This window comes from Pseudomonas sp. FH1, from assembly GCF_000510895.2.
GTDB classification, from domain to species: domain Bacteria; phylum Pseudomonadota; class Gammaproteobacteria; order Pseudomonadales; family Pseudomonadaceae; genus Aquipseudomonas; species Aquipseudomonas azotoformans_A.
This window is the reverse complement of the sequence record NZ_AOHM01000058.1, coordinates 214,983-231,649: the sequence shown is the minus strand read 5'-3', so window position 1 is coordinate 231,649 and position 16,667 is coordinate 214,983. Positions and strand designations below refer to the sequence as shown.

Here is a 16,667-nt window from a genome sequence, read left to right as displayed (position 1 = left end):
CCATGCCGGTAATCGAGTCCTTGATCGACGCCCACAGCGCCCAGTTCGCACAAAACCGCGAGGCGATGCTCGCGGCCATCGCCCAGCTTCACCAGTTGGAATCCAACCTGCTCGCCAAGGCTCAGGAAGCCAAGCCCAAGTTCGACAAACGCGGCCAACTGCTGCCCCGTGAGCGCCTCAACTTGCTACTGGACCCCGGCGCGCCATTCCTGGAACTGGCCAGCCTGGCCGGCTACAAGCTGCACGACGACAAGGACGGCAGCGCCGCCGGCGGTGGGTTGATCGCCGGCATCGGCTATGTCAGCGGCGTGCGCATGCTGGTGGTGGCCAACAATAGCGCGATCAAGGGCGGCACCATTTCCCCCACTGGCCTGAAGAAATCCCTGCGTCTGCAACAGATCGCCCTGGAGAACAAGCTGCCGGTGGTGACCCTGGCCGAAAGCGGCGGCGCCAACCTCAACTACGCCGCCGAGATTTTCGTCGAAGGCGCGCGCAGCTTCGCCAACCAGGCGCGGATGTCGGCCATGGGCTTGCCGCAGATCACCGTGGTACATGGCTCGGCCACGGCCGGCGGCGCGTATCAGCCGGGGCTGTCGGATTACGTGGTGGTAGTGCGTGGCCGGGCCAAACTGTTCCTCGCCGGGCCGCCACTGCTAAAGGCCGCGACCGGTGAAGTAGCGACGGATGAGGAGTTGGGCGGCGCCGAGATGCACGCACAAATCGCCGGCACGGCCGAATACCTGGCGGAAAACGATGCGGACGGCGTGCGCATCGCGCGGGAGATCGTCGGCCTGTTGCCCTGGAATGATCGGCTGCCACTGACGCCAAAACGGACCTACGCAGAGCCGCTGTATCCGATTGAGGAAGTGCTGGGGCTGATCCCCGACGACCCGAAAAAACCCTACGACGTCCGCGAAATCCTCGCGCGCCTGGCCGACGGCTCGCACTTCCTCGAATTCAAAGGCGAGTTCGATGCCCACACCGTCTGCGGCCACCTGCACATCCAGGGCCGCGCCGTCGGTGTGATCGGCAACAACGGCCCCATCACGCCCAAGGGCGCGAGCAAGGCCGCGCAATTTATCCAACTGTGCGACCACAGCCGCACGCCGCTGCTGTTTCTGCACAACACCACCGGCTTCATGGTGGGCACCGAGTCGGAGCAGCAAGGGGTGATCAAGCACGGCGCGAAGATGATCCAGGCAGTGGCCAATGCACGGGTGCCTAAACTGACGATAGTGGTGGGCGGTTCTTATGGGGCTGGCAACTACGCAATGTGCGGGCGCGGCCTGGACCCACGCTTTATCTTCGCCTGGCCCAACAGCCGCACGGCGGTAATGGGCGGCGCGCAGGCGGGCAAAGTCCTGCGCATTGTCACCGAGGCCAAGCAATTGAAGGATGGTCTGGTGCCGGATCCCAAAGTGCTCGACATGCTGGAACAGGTCACCGCGCAGAAGCTCGACAGCCAGTCCACCGCACTTTATGGCAGCGCGAACCTGTGGGATGACGGGCTGATTGATCCACGGGACACGCGGACCTTGCTGGGCTTTCTGCTGGATATCTGCCACGAAGCCGAGGTGCGTGAGTTGCAGGCCAATACCTTCGGTGTAGCGCGTTTTTAGGAGAACCATAAAAATGATTCTTACCCAGGAACACCAGGAATTGCGCCGCACCGTCCGCGCCTTTGTCGACCGCGAGATCAACCCCCATGTGGACGAATGGGAAAAGGCCGGACGCTTTCCCATCCACGATATTTTCCGCAAGGCCGGTGACCTTGGCCTGCTGGGCATTTCCAAGCCAGAGCAATTCGGCGGCATGGGCCTGGACTACAGCTACTCCATCGTCGCCGCCGAAGAGTTCGGCACCATCCGCTGTGGCGGCATCCCCATGTCCATCGGCGTGCAGACCGACATGTGCACCCCCGCCCTCGCCCGCTTCGGCAGCGATGAACTGCGCGACGAATTCCTGCGCCCGGCCATCAGCGGCGAGCAGGTCGGCTGCATCGGCGTCTCGGAAACCGGCGCCGGCTCCGACGTGGCCGGACTCAAGACCCACGCGCGCAAGGACGGCGACGACTACGTGATCAATGGCAGTAAAATGTGGATCACCAACTCGCCCAGCGCCGACTTCATCTGCCTGCTCGCCAACACCTCCGACGACAAGCCGCACATCAACAAATCGCTGATCATGGTGCCGATGAACACCCCTGGCATCAGCATCAGCCCACCCCTGGAAAAACTCGGCATGCACAGCTCCGAGACCGCCCAGGTGTTCTTCGACGGCGTGCGGGTACCCCAGCGCAACCGCATCGGCCACGAAGGCGCGGGGTTCATGATGCAGATGCTGCAATTCCAGGAAGAACGCCTGTTTGGCGCGGCCAATATGATCAAGGGCCTGGAGCATTGCATCGACAGCACCATCGAATACTGCAAGGAGCGCCAGACCTTCGGCAAAGCGCTGATCGACAACCAGGTCATCCACTTTCGCCTGGCTGAACTCGCCACCGAAATCGAATGCCTGCGCGCGTTGGTCTACCAGGCCACCGAGCAATACATCAAAGGCCAGGACGTGACGCGCCTGGCCTCCATGGCCAAGCTCAAGGCCGGGCGCCTGGGCCGCGAAGTCAGCGACAGTTGCCTGCAATATTGGGGCGGCATGGGCTTCATGTGGGACAACCCCGTGGCCCGCGCTTACCGGGACGTGCGCCTGGTATCGATCGGCGGCGGCGCCGATGAAATCATGCTGGGCATCATCTGCAAATTGATGGGCACCTTGCCGGGTAAAAAATCATGAATACCCTGCTGCTTGAACCGCATAACGGCGTATTGCACATCACCCTCAACCGACCGGAAAGCCGCAACGCGATGAGCCTGGCAATGGTCAATGAACTGCGCAGCGTGCTGGCACAGTTGGACAGCCAGACGCGGGCCGTGGTGATCAGCGGCGCGGGCGGGCACTTTTGCGCCGGGGCGGACGTGAAGGACCTGGTCACCGCAGGCAATCAACTCCAGGCACTGAACCGGGCGTTTGGCACCTTGCTGCAGGCAGTGGAAGCCGTGCCGCAGGTGGTGATCGTGGTCCTGCAAGGCGCGGTGCTGGGCGGCGGTTTTGGCCTGGCGTGCGTGAGCGATATCGCCATCGCCGATCACCAGGCGCACTTCGGCCTGCCAGAAACCAGCCTGGGCTTGTTACCGGCGCAGATTGCGCCGTTTGTGGTCAAGCGAATTGGCCTGACCCAGGCACGCCGCTTGGCACTGACCGCCGCGCGCTTTGATGGCGTAGAAGCCGAGCGCCTGGGGGTCGTGCACTTTACCGAGCGCGATCCACAGGCGCTGGCAGAACGATTGGATGAAGTGTTGGGCCAGGTGCTGAAGTGCGCGCCAGGCGCGAATGCACGGACCAAAGCGCTGCTGCTCGCGAGCGTGGATGAGCCGCTTGAGGCGGTGCTGGATCGCGGAGCGCAGTGGTTTGCCGAGGCGGTGAGGGGCGAAGAAGGGATTGAAGGGACGCAAGCGTTTGTGCAGAAGCGAAAGCCACGGTGGTGCAGATGACGTTATCGCCGGCAAGCCAGCTCCTACAAGGGACCGCGTATCCACGATGCGAAGCGAGTCGCTCTTGATCTTGCTTTGGCTTTTGATCTGAGGCGCCCCGTCAAACACGCTGGCCGAACGCAGGCTTGAATCCGTGGGTAACCCGGCAGGACGCCGGGTTAGCCGCGCTGGGCCAAGGATGGCCCATCGCGGCGGCCCACGGATTCAAGCCTTCGTTCGGGCACACCGAGCCTAGGCGAGGTGCCGAGTGTTGGGGCGAAGGCCTTTTGGTTACTTTTGGGCCTTTCCAAAAGTGACCCGCTGTAAGAGCGGAACCGCCAGCAGCCGTTACCGCAGAATTGGATATGTACCCGAGGACCGCAGCAATGCCGCAGCTAACAAAAATCCTAATCGCCAACCGCGGCGAAATCGCCTGCCGCATCCAACGCACCGCCCAGGCCTTGGGCTATCGCACCGTCGCCGTCTACAGCGAAGCCGACACCCAAGCCCTGCACGTCCAAATGGCCGACGAAGCCGTCCCCATCGGCCCCTCAACAGTCCAGCACTCCTACCTCAACATCGAAGCCATCATAAACGCCGCCAAACGAACAGGCGCCGACGCCATCCACCCCGGCTACGGCTTCCTCTCCGAAAACCCCGACTTCGCCCGCGCCTGCCAACACGCCGGCCTCACCTTCATCGGCCCCAGCGTTGAAGCCATCGAACTGATGGGCAGCAAACGCCTGTCCAAACTCGCCATGCTCGACGCCGGCGTGCCCTGCATCGCCGGCTACCAAGGCAGCGCCCAGGACGACCTCACCCTGCAACAGGAAGCCGACCGCATCGGCTACCCGCTGATGATCAAGGCCAGCGCCGGCGGCGGCGGTCGCGGCATGCGCCTCGTGCACCAATCGAAAGACCTGCTGGACAACTTGCACACCGCCCGCTCGGAAGCCAAAAACGCCTTCGGCAGCGACGAACTGATCCTCGAACACGCCCTGGTCGACCCGCGCCACGTCGAAATCCAGCTGTTTGGCGACAGCCACGGCCACCTCATTTACCTCGGCGAGCGCGACTGTTCGATCCAGCGCCGCCATCAAAAGGTCATCGAAGAAGCCCCCTGCCCTGTCATGACGCCCGAGTTGCGCCAAGCCATGGGCGAAGCCGCGCTGAAGGCTGGACGTGCGGTGAACTACGTCGGCGCTGGCACCGTGGAGTTCCTGCTCGACCGCCACGGCCGTTTCTACTTCCTGGAAATGAACACACGCCTGCAAGTGGAACACCCAGTGACCGAACTGATCACCGGCCTCGACCTGGTGGACTGGCAGCTGCAGATCGCCGCCGGCCAGCCGCTGCCCCTGACACAAGCCGACGTCACCCTCAGTGGCCACGCCATGGAAGTGCGCCTGTACGCCGAAGACCCGACCCAGGGCTTCCTGCCGCAAACTGGCGATGTAGTGCGCTGGGAGCCAGCCACTGGCGTGCGTATCGACCACGGCGTGATCGAAGGCCAACGCATCAGCCCGTTCTATGACCCGATGCTGGGCAAGCTCATCGCCCATGGCGCCACCCGCGAAGAGGCGCGTCGCAAATTGCTCCGGGCGGTGGAAGACACGGTGTTGCTGGGCGTCGCGACCAATCAGCCGCTGCTGGTGAGTTTGCTCAAGCATCCGGACTTTGTTGGCGGCGATTTCAGTACCGGGTTTATCGCTGAGCACTTCAGCGATATCCCAACCCTGACGCCGTTACCCGAACAACTCGCCCTGGCCGCCGCGCTGTTTTACCAGCACAGCGCCAACCAGCATCCCCAAGGCCTGGCGGGGTGGCGCAACAACGCCAGCGCGCCTTGTATTTATCGCTTGGAGATCAACGGAGACATCCACACCGTCAGTGCCGAACCCCTGCAACTCACCACCGACGGCCGCCACGCCACCCTGGTATTCAACGGTATCCGCCGCCGCACCGCCTATCACCTTGACGGCAACCAACTGTGGCTACCCGGTCTCAGGGTGATCGACTGCACCCAGCAAGTCGCCAGCCGCCAGGCCGACGCCAGCAGCGGCACAGTCAAGGCGCCGATGGACGGCGCAATCGTCGATGTGCGGGTCAGCGCCGGCGACAGCGTGACCAAAGGCCAACTGCTACTGGTGCTCGAAGCCATGAAAATGGAGCATCCGCTGACAGCCGGTATCGACGGCGTGATCAAAGGCGTGCAAGTGATTGCCGGTGATCAGGTGCGCAATCGTCAGGTTCTGCTGGAGATCGTCTGACCCCTAGGCGGAACTACAGGGCCGGGCTACGCTCTATCCCCAACAGAAAGGGAAGAGTACGGGAACCTGCACGATGCCTCATTGGCTGATTATTGACCTTGAAGCCACAACGGATGAAGGCGGCTGGCCCGTGACGGAGATGGAAGTCATCGAGATCGGCGCGAGCCTGGTCAACCGCCAGGGCCGCGAACTGGACCACTTCCAGCGCTTCGTGCGGCCGCTGCGCCGGCCATTGCTGACGCCCTTTTGCCGCCAACTGACGCACATCACCCAGGCCAACATCGATGGTGCGGCGCCGATTACCGAGGTGTGGCCGCTGTTCGAGCGCTGGCTGGGCCAGCATCAGCCGCGCCTGGAAGGCTGGGCCAGCTGGGGCGACTATGATCGCCGGCAGCTGGAACTGGAATGGCAACGCCATGGCCTGGCCAGCGCCCTCGCCACCACGCCCCATGTGAACCTCAAGCAGCGCTTCGCCAAGGCTCGGCGCCTGGACAAGCCCCTGGGGCTCAATGGCGCCCTGCAATTGGCGGGGATGCAGTTCCATGGCCAGCAACATCGGGCGCTGGAGGATGCACGCAATACGGCGCGCCTGCTGCCGCTGATATTGCCGGTCTAGGCAGCTTCCCTGCCCTTGGGCATACTGGCCGACCTTTCCAGACCCTTTTCCGAGGAATCGCCCATGTTTAAAGTCAACGAGTACTTCGACGGCACCGTCAAGTCGATCGCTTTCGGCACCGCAGAAGGTCCGGCGACCATCGGCGTCATGGCCCCCGGCGAATACGAGTTCGGCACCGCCCAGCGTGAAATCATGCACGTGGTGTCCGGCGCCCTGACCGTCAAACTGCCGGATGCCAGCGAGTGGGAAACCTTCGCCGCCGGCAGCCAGTTCAACGTGCCGGCCAACAGCAAGTTCCAGCTGAAGGTTGCCGTGGACACCGCTTACCTGTGCGAATACCGCGGCTAAGGGTTTCCCGGAAGCAAAAAAATGCCCGTCTCGCAGGAGACGGGCATTTTTTATGCGTGAAGAAAACTATTCCAGGATCGTCACCGGCATCCCGACTTCCAACTGCCCAATGCCATCGTTGACCAGGTTCTGGCCGAAAATCGCGCCGTCTTCGGTCTTGCGGTAAGCCTCCAGCGTGGCGAAGGGTTCGCGGTCTGCGCTGCGCTCGCCGGTTTGCGGGTCGATGGTGGTGAGGATACAGCGCGAACACGGCTTGACCGCACGGAACTCCACGTCGCCAATGCGCAGGCGCTTCCAGCCATCTTCGGCGAAGGCTTCACTGCCTTCGATGACCAGGTTGGGACGAAAGCGCAGCATTTCCATGGGACGACCGATGCGCTGGGAAAGGTCGTCCAGCGACGCCTGGCCGATCACCAGCAGCGGGTAACCGTCGGCAAACGCGACCTGGTCGTCGTCCTTGCCGTAACCGGCCTGGGTGGTGCGAGCGCGTTCGACGGGGATTTGCACCAGCCGCGTCGGTTTGCCAATAAAGTCGCTGACCCAAGCGGCGGCCGCGTCGCCCGCGTCGGGCACGCGCAAGGTGTCGCGCCAGATAGTCACGCCACGCAACTCGGCGTCGTTGCCGGGCAGCGCCACGTCCAGCGGCGTGTAGCCCGGCGAGCTCAAGGTGAGGCCGCCGCTGCTGTTCCACAGCGCCGACAGTTGGCTCATCTTCGCCACGGCACGCTGCGTGAGGAAACGCCCACTGCCTTCATCCACCAGCATCCAGCGTCGGTCCCCGTCCACCCCGAGCTTATCCAGGCCGACCTGTTGCAGGGTTTCGGCCTTGCCGGACTTCAAGGGGTAACGGTACAACGCGCTGAGACGAAGCATGGGCCTGCATTCCTGAGGGGCAAAGCCATCACCCTAAGGTCAAGCGGGCACTTCGTCCAGCATCAGACGCTGACGCACCACATCCACCAGTTTGTCGGGCTGGAATTTGGACAGGAAATTGTCGCAACCGACCTTCTTCACCATCGAGTCGTTGAAGCTGCCCGACAACGAGGTGTGCAGCACCACATACAGGCCACGCAGGCGCGGGTCGTTGCGGATCTCGGTGGTGAGGCGATAGCCGTCCATCTCAGGCATTTCGGCGTCGGTGAAGATCATCAGCAGCTTGTCGGTCATCACCTGGCCGCTGTCGGCCCAGGCCTTGAGCATGTTCAGCGCCTTGAGGCCGTCGCTGGCGATGTGCATCTTCACCCCCAGTTGACCGAGGGTGTCGCGCAGTTGCGAGAGAGCCACATTGGAGTCATCCACCAGCAGCACTTCGCGGCCACGGGCACGCTCCAGCACCGGGTCTTCGAGTTTTTCACGGGAGACCTTGGCGTTGTACGGCACGATCTCGGCCAGGACTTTTTCCACGTCGATGATTTCCACCAACTGGTCGTCGACTTTGCTGATGGCCGTGAGGTAATGCTGGCGACCGGCGCTGGTCGGCGGCGGCAGGATGGCTTCCCAGTTCATGTTGACGATGCGGTCCACGCCACCCACCAGGAACGCCTGCACCGAGCGGTTGTACTCGGTGACGATAATGGTGCTGTTGGGGCCCGGCACCAGCGGGCGCATGCCGATGGCCTGGGACAGATCGATTACCGGCAAGGTCTGGCCCCGCAGGTTGACCACGCCACACACGAACGGATGGCGCTGTGGCATCAAGGTCAGCTTGGGCAGTTGCAGCACTTCCTGCACCTTGAACACGTTGATCGCGAACAGCTGACGCCCGAACAGGCGGAACATGAGGATCTCCAGGCGATTCTCACCCACCAGTTGCGTGCGTTGATCTACCGTGTCGAGAATGCCGGCCATTAAAAGCTCCTGATGCGCTAAGGGATTGTGCAGCTCACTTAAGGCTTGTTATCGGCGGCAAGCGCCAGACCTTGACCCGTGTAAAATGCCACGTAAACTCATTGATGTCACACTGACATCATGGTTTACTGCGCTGGCCTCTCCAGAGAGGGGTACAGCGACGTTGCGCGACATTCAATTCGACGCAAGGTTCCGCCATGTAAGGGATTCCCCTACGCACAATCAGGCCCAACCTGATATTCGCAATATCTAATAGCCATTAATGTGACGCCATTCTCAATGCATGAATGGAGTCAGGCTTTTGTTTGCCATCCCAAGCCCTCGGCCCACGGGCCTTCCAGACATTCAACTGTCGGCAATTGAAGGTGTGCAATTGACCCCGTTCATGAGGGCCGCGCACAGCCGTCGCCATCACTCTAATAAGCTTCCTACTGATTATTCAGAAGCGACCTACAGATTCCAGTCATATTTCAGCGCTAGTTTTAAGCCATTCACCCGGTGCGACATCTCATCACCCGACCTTATGTTGTGGAGACTTGCATGATGAACGACGGTAACGAGTGGCAACTTGCACTTCCCGAATTCCTTCAGGAAGCTGAAAAGCTGCTGATCAAATCGGAAGAGTGCCTGAGCCACCTGCATTTGATCCGAAACGACAGTGACGCTATCGACTGCATGAAAATCAGCCTGATCAAGCTCGCCGAAAGAGCAGATTGCCTTGCCCTGCAGGCCATCAGCGAATTCTCGCGGCACATCCAGTACCTGATCGCCAATGCCGAAAGCCCGCTGCAACTGAATGATCAAGCCTTGGACGCCTTGGAAGAATGCCTGAAGTTACTGGCCTGGCAGTTGGAGTTGATTGATGTAAAGACAGGCCAACTGGCATTGGATGAAGCGGAGCAAACGACATTGATCGCCACAGTGACACTGCATATTCCGCAGAAAGACTTCGCCTTTAAACCGCAGCAGCGGGTGCATCACGTGTCTTGAGCGGATATCAGGTCGCATTTAAATCAAAAGTTATCTGAAAACGACTCATCCAGTGGAATTGAATCACGCAGGCAAAGATATCAATTAGCCATTAACGGTAATAACGATACAACCGAACAGAAATAATATAACTACCCCACTCCATGAACTCTGGGAATACCGCCCGGAGCATTTGCGCGGCTAATAACCCAGTCGGACACAGCACCAGGCGACCAACGGTAATAGTGGTGGTACTATGCCCCGCTCGAAGTGACTCAACTTCATCATGCATAAAAACGATTCGATAACGCATTCCAAACAGAGCCCTGTCAGCGGCCGTGACCGGACTTCCCGCAGCGAACCTTCATTGGCTCCATCCGCTATGTACGCCTACCTCAAGACACTCATCGCAAGGTCCGCGTCCCGCAGCAATGCACGCCGTCTGATCCTCGCCCTGTGCCTTGGCTCGCTGCTGCTGAGCCTGTGGGCCTACAGTTTCTCCGCCGCCTTGCCGTTGCTGGTGCTGCTCAACCTGGCCACGCTGCTGGTGGTTGGCCTGCAACAGTGGCACTCGCGCAAATCCATCAAGTTCCAGCCTCAGGAACTGGCCGATCGCCTGTTGCAAGTGCAGGAAAACGAACGCCACCGCCTGAGCCGTGAGCTGCATGACGATATCGGCCAACTGCTCACCGCCGCCAAGCTGCAAAGCGAATGGCTCAAGCGCCGCCTGCCCGAAGACCTGCAAAGCCAGTGCACAGTGCTGTGCAACACCCTGAATGAAACCCTGGCCAAGGTGCGTGACGTCTCGGCCATCCTCAACCCTCGCCAGCTGGCCAGCCTGGGCCTGGAAGCCAGCCTGCGCGCGCACCTGCTCAAGACCCTGGAAAACACCCCGATTCACTGGAGCCTGGAATGCCAACAGCGGCTGACCGGCATCCCGGAAGAAATGGCCGTTGCGGCCTTTCGCATCACCCAGGAAGCGGTGACCAACATGCTACGCCACGCCCAGGCGCGCAATCTGTTGGTACGCCTGCAACGCCTGCCCGAGGGCCTGTCGCTGAGTATCTGCGATGACGGCCAGGGTTTTTCGCCGGCCATCAACCCTGGCCTGGAAGGCCAGCGGGGCATGGCCGGCATGTCAGAGCGGATTGATCAGCTTGGCGGTTCGTTATCCGTCAACAGCCAACCAGGCAAAGGGACACGGATCGACGCGCTTTTCCCCTGGGCGCCACGCGCCCTCGAACGGGCCAGTTCCCCTAAGGTTCTCGAGTGACCTGCACATTACTCCTGGTGGATGACCATGCACTGATCCGGGCCGGCGTACGCGCGCTGGTCCAGGACATTCCCGGCTACACGGTGGTCGGTGAGGCCAGCGATGGCGCACAGTTGCTGGAGCAGTTCAGCACCCTGCTGCCCGATATCGTGCTGTTGGACCTGTCGATGAAACACACCGGCGGCCTGGATGCCCTGCAGCAACTCAAGCGCGCCTACCCCAAGAGTCGCGTGCTGATCCTGTCGATGCACACCGACCCGGAACTGATCATGTGCGCGCTGGAGTCCGGCGCCCATGGCTACTTGCTCAAGGACACCACCGCCAACGAGCTGGAACATGCGCTGCTGGCCCTGCGCAACAACGAGCGCTACCTGAGCCCGGCGATTGCCCACACCGTGATCAACCAGGCGCTGGTACGCAGCCAGGGCCCCACTACCCCGGCTGGCCACAGCCACAACCTTACGGCGCGGCAGTTGGAGATCCTGCGGTTGATTGTGCGCGGCAAGTCCACCCGGGAAATCGCCCACGGCTTGGGCTTGAGCATCAAGACCGTGGAAGCTCACCGCTCGCAGATCATGAAACGCCTGCAGATTTTCGACGTGGCCGGCCTGGTGTTATTCGCGGTGCGCGAGCAGATCATCAGCCTGGACGACTAACGGCGAATCCACCGGCAAGTGCACGCGCAAGGCCTTGGGCAAGGCCTCGAAGTGCAGGTCATCGCCCTCCAGCGGTTCGCCATCCAGGTTGATGTAGAGGCCCTGTGCGACCTTGATATTCACCCACGGCAGGCGCGCACGGACGAACATGGTGTCCAGGCCCCAGCCGTTGTTCATCAGCTCTCGCAACGTCCCCACCACTTCCTGGGGCGCGGGCAGGATGCTGACATCCAGCAAGCCGTCATCGGCCATGGCGCCGGGGCATAGCTCATGGCCGCCGCCCGCTTGGCGACCGTTGCCGATGCCCAGGGCGAGCAGCTCGCCTTTCCAGTGGAAATCGGGGCCATCGAGTTCGGCGTAGGCAGTCTTCAGCTCGCTGAAACGGGTCAAGCCGGTGAACAGGTAGGCGGCGCCGCCGAGGACTTTCTTCAAATCTTCGGAGGTGTTGGCGGTGACTTGGCTGCCGAAACCGCCGGTGGCCATGTTGAGGAAGATTTGCCCGCCGACCTGGCCGAGGTCGATGGCCCTTGGTGGCACGTCCAGCAGCGCCAGGGCCGGGGCGGGTTCGAGCGGCACGCCGGCGGCCCTGGCGAAGTCGTTGGCGGTGCCCAGGGGCATCAGCACCAGACTGGCGTCGGTCTTGGCCTGGGCCATGGCTTCGGCCACGTCGCGCAAGGTGCCGTCGCCGCCGCCGGCGATGATATGGGTGTAGCCGTCTGCCAGGGCTTCGTTGACCAGGCGTTGGGCATCGCCGCCTTCCCATGTGACCCGCACCGCCAACTCGCCGCCCTGCTTGCGTCGGGCCTGCACGGCAGAGCGTACGTCCTCGTTGAGGGCTTGCTTGCCGTGGAGGATCAACAGGGCTTTGGGGGTGGTCATTGAGGGAATCTCCTGATTCAAGGGTGCTTGGAGGATGTGGACCTTGGGCGGGGAGAAAAAAGCCATTGGGGTTGGAAATTATTTGTTGGTCTTTGGGTACATATCCGTTATTTGGGTAACGGCTGAAATTGGTTCCGCCCTTACGGCGGGTCACTTTGCAAAAGCGGCAAAGTAACCAAAACGCTCTTGCCCCAACACTCGGCACCTCGCTTAGGCTCGGTGTGCCCGTAATCCGACAGTGATTTGGGGGGCCGCCGCCACGCGCCATCCATGGCGCGGGGCGGCTAAACCGGCATCCCTGCCGGTTTACCCCCCAAATCCCTGCCGAATTCCGGCCAGCGTGTTTGACGGGGCGCCTAAGATCAAAATCAAAAGCAAAAGCACAGCGGCCTGACAGCCGGCTTGAGTGGTGTAGAGCATCTGGATAAACACGGCGTCCTCACGTTTTTCGCCGGCAAGCCGGCTCCTACAGAGGACAAAAAACGTATCCACGATGCGAAGCGAGTCGCTCTTGATCTTGATTTGAGGCGCCCCGTTAAACACGCTGGCCGAACGCAGGCTTTGGAGCGTGGGTAACCCGGCAGGACGCCGGGTTAGCCGCGCTGGGCCAAGGATGGCCCATCGCGGCGGCCCACGCTCCAAAGCCGGAGTGAGGGCACACCGAGCCTAGGCGAGGTGCCGAGTGTTGGGGCAGAGACCTTTTGGTTACTTTTGGGGCGTTTGCCAAAAGTGACCCGCTGTAAGAGCGGAACCACAGGCGGCCGTTACCTAAATAACGGATATGTACTCAATCAACTCTTATGCAACTTACTCATCAGTTGCGCCTCAGCCTGAGTCAACCCACAAGACTGCGTCAACTCATCCACCGTAGCACCCATCCCCACCAGCTTGGCAGCCTGGGCAAACGAAAGACTCGAAGGATCCCGCTGCTCAATCTGCGCCAGTTTGTCAGGCAACGGCGCAAGAATCGCGCGCAATTCATGCACCTCGTCCCCGACCTTCACCGCACTCTGCTGAAAGTGATCAACCCGCTTCACCAACTCCAGCATCCGCCGATCACGCACAGCATCACGCTCAGCCTGCTGCAACAACAGTTCACGCTGCTGACGCACATAGCGCAACAGAAATGCCAAAGTCCCAGCCCACAGCAGGGCCAGGACAATCACCGCGGCCTCAAGGAACAATCAGATGCTCTCCAGTTCCGACCATTCTTCTTCGCTCATCATCTTGTCCAGCTCAACCAGAATCAGCAGCTCGCCGTTCTTGTTGCACACGCCCTGGATGAACTTGGCGGACTCTTCGTTACCCACGTTCGGCGCGGTTTCCACTTCCGATTGGCGCAGGTAGACCACTTCGGCCACGCTGTCGACCATGATCCCGACCACTTGCTTGTCGGCCTCGATGATCACGATACGCGTGTTGTCATTGACTTCAGTCGGCACCAGGCCGAAACGCTGGCGGGTGTCGATCACCGTCACCACGTTGCCGCGCAGGTTGATGATGCCCAGCACGTAGCTCGGCGCACCCGGCACCGGGGCGATCTCGGTGTAGCGCAGCACTTCCTGCACGCGCATCACGTTAATGCCGTAGGACTCGTTGTCCAGTTTGAAGGTCACCCATTGCAGGATCGGATCATCCAAACCTTGTGCGGACGCTGACTTGTTCATACCCCTGACCCCTTCAAATGCCGCATGACACGGCGTGTGTGCTTCACTGACCGCATTCGCATGCGGCCCTTATTGTTCAATCAACTGTGTTTGTTCAGTGGCATCGACTTGACGGCACCGCTGGCGATCAACTCGGCCAGTTCGGCAACGTCGAGCAACGCGCACATGTGTTCGATCACGGTGCCCGCCAGCCAAGGCCGTTGGCCGCGGTGGCTGCGCCATTTGATTTCGTTCGGGTCCAGGCGCAACGAGCGGCTGACTTGATGCACCGCCAGCCCCCACTCGTAGCCCTGCACCGAGATCACGTATTGCAGGCCCTGGCGGAAATCATCGCGGTAGCGGTCGGGCATGACCCAGCGCGCGGTGTCCAGGACCTTGAGGTTACCGGCCTGGCTGGGCAGGATGCCGAGGAACCACTCCGGTTGCCCGAACAGCGGCGTCAACTCCTGGCCTTCCAGGGAATAGATCGAGCCCAGGCACACCAGCGGCACCGCCAGGGTCAAGCCGGCGACGTCGAACAGCAGGCATTCGAACGGTTCGGCAGCCCAGCTTGGGCGGCCATCACCGGTCACCGGCGGCGGCGTGATGCTCGGCGGCAAATGCACTTCCACCACCGGCTCGACCACGACAGGAGCAGGGGCAACCACCACAGGCGCCATCACTACCGGCGTAATCGGCACTACGACCTGCGCATCACGGGCTTGTTCTTCCAGCACCGCCAACTGGAATTCATCCAGCGCGGCTTCGGGTTCAACAGCCGGTTCCAGCACCAGGATCGGCTCCGGCAAATCTTCGGCGGTCGCATCTTGCAGCAGGGCATCCAGGTAGGATTCCAGCGCCAGTTGCGGCCGGGTCTTGAGTTCGACAGGACGGTTCATCACGCCACCTGCGCCACAAGCTGTTGCGACAACAGGTGCTTGAGCAGCGCGCGGTAGGCGAGTACGCCACGGCTCTTGCCATCGAACTGCGACGGCGCAAGGCCCGCGCGGCTGGCGTCACGCAGGCGCGTGTCCACCGGGATGTAGCCGTTCCAGATGGTGTCCGGGTAGGCATCGCGCAGCACGCGCAGGGTGCCAAGGGACGCTTGGGTGCGGCGGTCGAACAGGGTCGGCACGATGCTGAACGGCAGCGCTTGTTTGCGCGAACGGTTGATCATCGCCAGGGTGCTGACCATGCGCTCCAGGCCTTTGACGGCCAGGTGTTCGGTCTGCACCGGGATCACCAACTGCTGGCTCGCCGCCAAGGCGTTGACCATCAACACGCCCAGCAACGGCGGGCTGTCGATGATTGCGTAGTCGAAGTCCTGCCACAGTTGCGCCAGGGTCTTGGCGATCACCAAGCCCAACCCGCTCTGCCCCGGCGACTGACGCTCAAGGGTGGCCAGGGCGGTGCTGGACGGCAGCAGGGAAATGCTTTCGTTGCTGGTAGGCAGCAGCAGTTGCCCCGGCAGATCAGCCGGTACGCTGCCCTTGTGCAGGAACAGGTCGTAGTTGCTGTGCTCCAGCGCGTCCGGGTCGTAGCCGAAATAGCTGGTCATGGAGCCGTGCGGGTCCAGGTCCACCACGACCACGCGCTTGCCCGCCTCGGCCAGCAAGCCGGCTAAGGCGATGGAAGTGGTGGTCTTGCCGACCCCACCTTTTTGATTGGCAACTGCCCAGACTCTCATTCGGTTGGTTCCTCCCGGCAGGCACAGGCGCGACCGAGACATTGCATAAGGTTATTGAGCCGGCGACGGAGAATTGACGGCGCTCTGACGAACCGGCGGTTTTACAGGGGGCGGTGCAGTTTGTGTGCCAGCCCGCTTCAAGGCGGCATCCGGTGTTGCATTGGCGGTGCCGGTGCCGGTCAGGCTGCGGCGCACATCCAGGTTGCGCGACACCACCAACACCACCCGGCGGTTCTTTGCGCGGCCCTCTACGGTGGCGTTATTGGCCACCGGCTGGAACTCGCCATAGCCTACCGACGCCAGGCGACCTGGGTTCACGCCCTGCATCGCCAGCATGCGCACGATGCTCGCGGCACGCGCTGACGACAGTTCCCAGTTGGTCGGGTACTGCGCCGTGCTGATCGGAAAATTGTCGGTAAAGCCTTCGACATGGATCGGGTTCTCGAACGGCCGCAGAATCGCCGCCACCTTGTCGATAATGGTGAACGCCTGGTCGCTGGGCATCGCATCGGCACTGGCGAACAGCAGGCTGGAATTGAGCTCGATCTCCACCCACAACTCGTTGCCGCGCACGGTCATCTGGTTGGAGCTGATCAGGTCGCCAAACGCCGCGCTGATGTCATCGGCGATGCTTTTCAGCGGATCGCTGGTACCGCCCACGCCGGCAGCGGTTTCGTCGCTGTCGTTGACCAGCGGCTTGGCTGGGGTCACGGTCTTGGGCCGCTCTTCACCGATGGGAATCGGCTTGAGCGAGCGGTCGGCGTCGTTGAACACGCCGATCAACGCCTGGGAAATAACCTTGTACTTGCCTTCGTTGATCGACGAGATGGAGTACATCACCACGAAAAACGCGAACAGCAAGGTGATGAAGTCCGCGTAGGACACCAACCACCGCTCGTGGTTGACGTGTTCTTCAGGCTCGCGACGGCGACGGCTCACAATGAATAC

General features: G+C 61.7%; 17 protein-coding genes. 9 read left to right on the top strand and 8 right to left on the bottom strand.

What is annotated here, in order from left to right:
• Positions 1–2: 2 nt before the first annotated feature.
• The 6 genes from atuC to H096_RS18975 all read left to right on the top strand — a co-directional run bounded on the left by atuC (position 3) and on the right by H096_RS18975 (position 6,761).
• Complete coding sequence (gene atuC, locus H096_RS19000; RefSeq protein ID WP_033900807.1) at positions 3–1,619, top strand: geranyl-CoA carboxylase subunit beta; 1,617 nt, start codon at positions 3–5, stop codon at positions 1,617–1,619.
• Between the two features lie 13 nt (positions 1,620–1,632).
• A complete protein-coding gene (gene atuD, locus H096_RS18995) occupies positions 1,633–2,790 on the top strand; it encodes a citronellyl-CoA dehydrogenase (RefSeq protein WP_033900806.1) in 1,158 nt (385 codons plus the stop codon).
• A complete protein-coding gene (locus H096_RS18990) occupies positions 2,787–3,548 on the top strand; it encodes an enoyl-CoA hydratase-related protein (protein ID WP_033900805.1) in 762 nt (253 codons plus the stop codon). The genes atuD and H096_RS18990 overlap by 4 nt, the downstream gene beginning before the upstream one ends.
• 365 nt (positions 3,549–3,913) lie before the next feature.
• Positions 3,914–5,797, top strand: coding sequence for an acetyl/propionyl/methylcrotonyl-CoA carboxylase subunit alpha (locus H096_RS18985; RefSeq protein ID WP_033900804.1), 1,884 nt, complete (start codon positions 3,914–3,916; stop codon positions 5,795–5,797).
• 73 nt (positions 5,798–5,870) lie between these two features.
• Positions 5,871–6,413: an exonuclease domain-containing protein gene (locus tag H096_RS18980; RefSeq protein WP_033900803.1), complete on the top strand. Its 543-nt coding sequence runs from the start codon at positions 5,871–5,873 to the stop codon at positions 6,411–6,413.
• A gap of 63 nt (positions 6,414–6,476) precedes the next feature.
• Positions 6,477–6,761, top strand: a complete 285-nt coding sequence (locus H096_RS18975; protein ID WP_010208796.1) for a pyrimidine/purine nucleoside phosphorylase — start codon at positions 6,477–6,479, stop codon at positions 6,759–6,761.
• Between the two features lie 66 nt (positions 6,762–6,827).
• Here the strand turns inward: H096_RS18975 and H096_RS18970 are convergent, their stop codons facing one another.
• Positions 6,828–7,634 (bottom strand): MOSC domain-containing protein, encoded by an 807-nt coding sequence (locus H096_RS18970; RefSeq protein ID WP_033900802.1) that lies wholly within the window; start codon positions 7,632–7,634, stop codon positions 6,828–6,830.
• Between the two features lie 39 nt (positions 7,635–7,673).
• Positions 7,674–8,609, bottom strand: coding sequence for a chemotaxis protein CheV (locus tag H096_RS18965; RefSeq protein ID WP_010208794.1), 936 nt, complete (start codon positions 8,607–8,609; stop codon positions 7,674–7,676).
• 540 nt (positions 8,610–9,149) lie between these two features.
• Between H096_RS18965 and H096_RS18960 the strand changes: the two genes are divergently transcribed.
• The 3 genes from H096_RS18960 to H096_RS18950 all read left to right on the top strand — a co-directional run bounded on the left by H096_RS18960 (position 9,150) and on the right by H096_RS18950 (position 11,507).
• Positions 9,150–9,599 carry a hypothetical protein gene (locus H096_RS18960; RefSeq protein ID WP_191983013.1) on the top strand — a complete coding sequence of 150 codons (450 nt, stop codon included), beginning with the start codon at positions 9,150–9,152 and terminating at the stop codon, positions 9,597–9,599.
• Positions 9,600–9,960: 361 nt separating this feature from the next.
• Positions 9,961–10,851, top strand: a complete 891-nt coding sequence (locus H096_RS18955) for a sensor histidine kinase (RefSeq protein WP_033900800.1) — start codon at positions 9,961–9,963, stop codon at positions 10,849–10,851.
• Positions 10,848–11,507 (top strand): response regulator transcription factor, encoded by a 660-nt coding sequence (locus H096_RS18950; protein ID WP_033900798.1) that lies wholly within the window; start codon positions 10,848–10,850, stop codon positions 11,505–11,507. Before H096_RS18955 ends, H096_RS18950 begins: the two co-directional genes overlap by 4 nt.
• On the opposite strand, the gene yegS is transcribed toward H096_RS18950, so the two are convergent.
• The 6 genes from yegS to motD form a co-directional block, all read right to left on the bottom strand.
• Positions 11,466–12,386, bottom strand: a complete 921-nt coding sequence (yegS, locus tag H096_RS18945; protein ID WP_033900797.1) for a lipid kinase YegS — start codon at positions 12,384–12,386, stop codon at positions 11,466–11,468. The genes H096_RS18950 and yegS overlap by 42 nt on opposite strands.
• A 791-nt stretch (positions 12,387–13,177) precedes the next feature.
• Positions 13,178–13,570, bottom strand: a complete 393-nt coding sequence (locus H096_RS18935) for a DUF2802 domain-containing protein (protein ID WP_033900790.1) — start codon at positions 13,568–13,570, stop codon at positions 13,178–13,180.
• Positions 13,571–14,053 carry a chemotaxis protein CheW gene (locus tag H096_RS18930; protein WP_010564003.1) on the bottom strand — a complete coding sequence of 161 codons (483 nt, stop codon included), beginning with the start codon at positions 14,051–14,053 and terminating at the stop codon, positions 13,571–13,573.
• 80 nt (positions 14,054–14,133) lie between these two features.
• Positions 14,134–14,931 carry a CheW domain-containing protein gene (locus tag H096_RS18925; protein ID WP_033900788.1) on the bottom strand — a complete coding sequence of 266 codons (798 nt, stop codon included), beginning with the start codon at positions 14,929–14,931 and terminating at the stop codon, positions 14,134–14,136.
• The gene (locus H096_RS18920; RefSeq protein WP_028617310.1) at positions 14,931–15,719 is read right to left on the bottom strand and encodes a ParA family protein; all 789 of its coding nucleotides are present in this window, start codon (positions 15,717–15,719) and stop codon (positions 14,931–14,933) included. The genes H096_RS18925 and H096_RS18920 overlap by 1 nt, the downstream gene beginning before the upstream one ends.
• A 51-nt stretch (positions 15,720–15,770) precedes the next feature.
• A complete protein-coding gene (gene motD / locus H096_RS18915) occupies positions 15,771–16,658 on the bottom strand; it encodes a flagellar motor protein MotD (protein WP_033900786.1) in 888 nt (295 codons plus the stop codon).
• Positions 16,659–16,667 lie beyond the last annotated feature (9 nt).

Excerpts from the sequence above, each read along its gene's own strand:
- atuD (WP_033900806.1), top strand. The coding sequence starts at position 1,633 with ATGATTCTTACCCAGGAACACCAGGAATTGCGCCGCACCGTCCGCGCC.
- H096_RS18960 (WP_191983013.1), top strand. The coding sequence starts at position 9,150 with ATGATGAACGACGGTAACGAGTGGCAACTTGCACTTCCCGAATTCCTT.
- H096_RS18930 (WP_010564003.1), bottom strand. The coding sequence starts at position 14,053 with ATGAACAAGTCAGCGTCCGCACAAGGTTTGGATGATCCGATCCTGCAA.
- H096_RS18985 (WP_033900804.1), top strand. The coding sequence starts at position 3,914 with ATGCCGCAGCTAACAAAAATCCTAATCGCCAACCGCGGCGAAATCGCC.
- yegS (WP_033900797.1), bottom strand. The coding sequence starts at position 12,386 with ATGACCACCCCCAAAGCCCTGTTGATCCTCCACGGCAAGCAAGCCCTC.
- H096_RS18955 (WP_033900800.1), top strand. The coding sequence starts at position 9,961 with ATGTACGCCTACCTCAAGACACTCATCGCAAGGTCCGCGTCCCGCAGC.
- H096_RS18975 (WP_010208796.1), top strand. The coding sequence starts at position 6,477 with ATGTTTAAAGTCAACGAGTACTTCGACGGCACCGTCAAGTCGATCGCT.
- H096_RS18990 (WP_033900805.1), top strand. The coding sequence starts at position 2,787 with ATGAATACCCTGCTGCTTGAACCGCATAACGGCGTATTGCACATCACC.
- H096_RS18925 (WP_033900788.1), bottom strand. The coding sequence starts at position 14,931 with ATGAACCGTCCTGTCGAACTCAAGACCCGGCCGCAACTGGCGCTGGAA.
- H096_RS18920 (WP_028617310.1), bottom strand. The coding sequence starts at position 15,719 with ATGAGAGTCTGGGCAGTTGCCAATCAAAAAGGTGGGGTCGGCAAGACC.
- H096_RS18980 (WP_033900803.1), top strand. The coding sequence starts at position 5,871 with ATGCCTCATTGGCTGATTATTGACCTTGAAGCCACAACGGATGAAGGC.
- H096_RS18970 (WP_033900802.1), bottom strand. The coding sequence starts at position 7,634 with ATGCTTCGTCTCAGCGCGTTGTACCGTTACCCCTTGAAGTCCGGCAAG.
- atuC (WP_033900807.1), top strand. The coding sequence starts at position 3 with ATGCCGGTAATCGAGTCCTTGATCGACGCCCACAGCGCCCAGTTCGCA.
- H096_RS18965 (WP_010208794.1), bottom strand. The coding sequence starts at position 8,609 with ATGGCCGGCATTCTCGACACGGTAGATCAACGCACGCAACTGGTGGGT.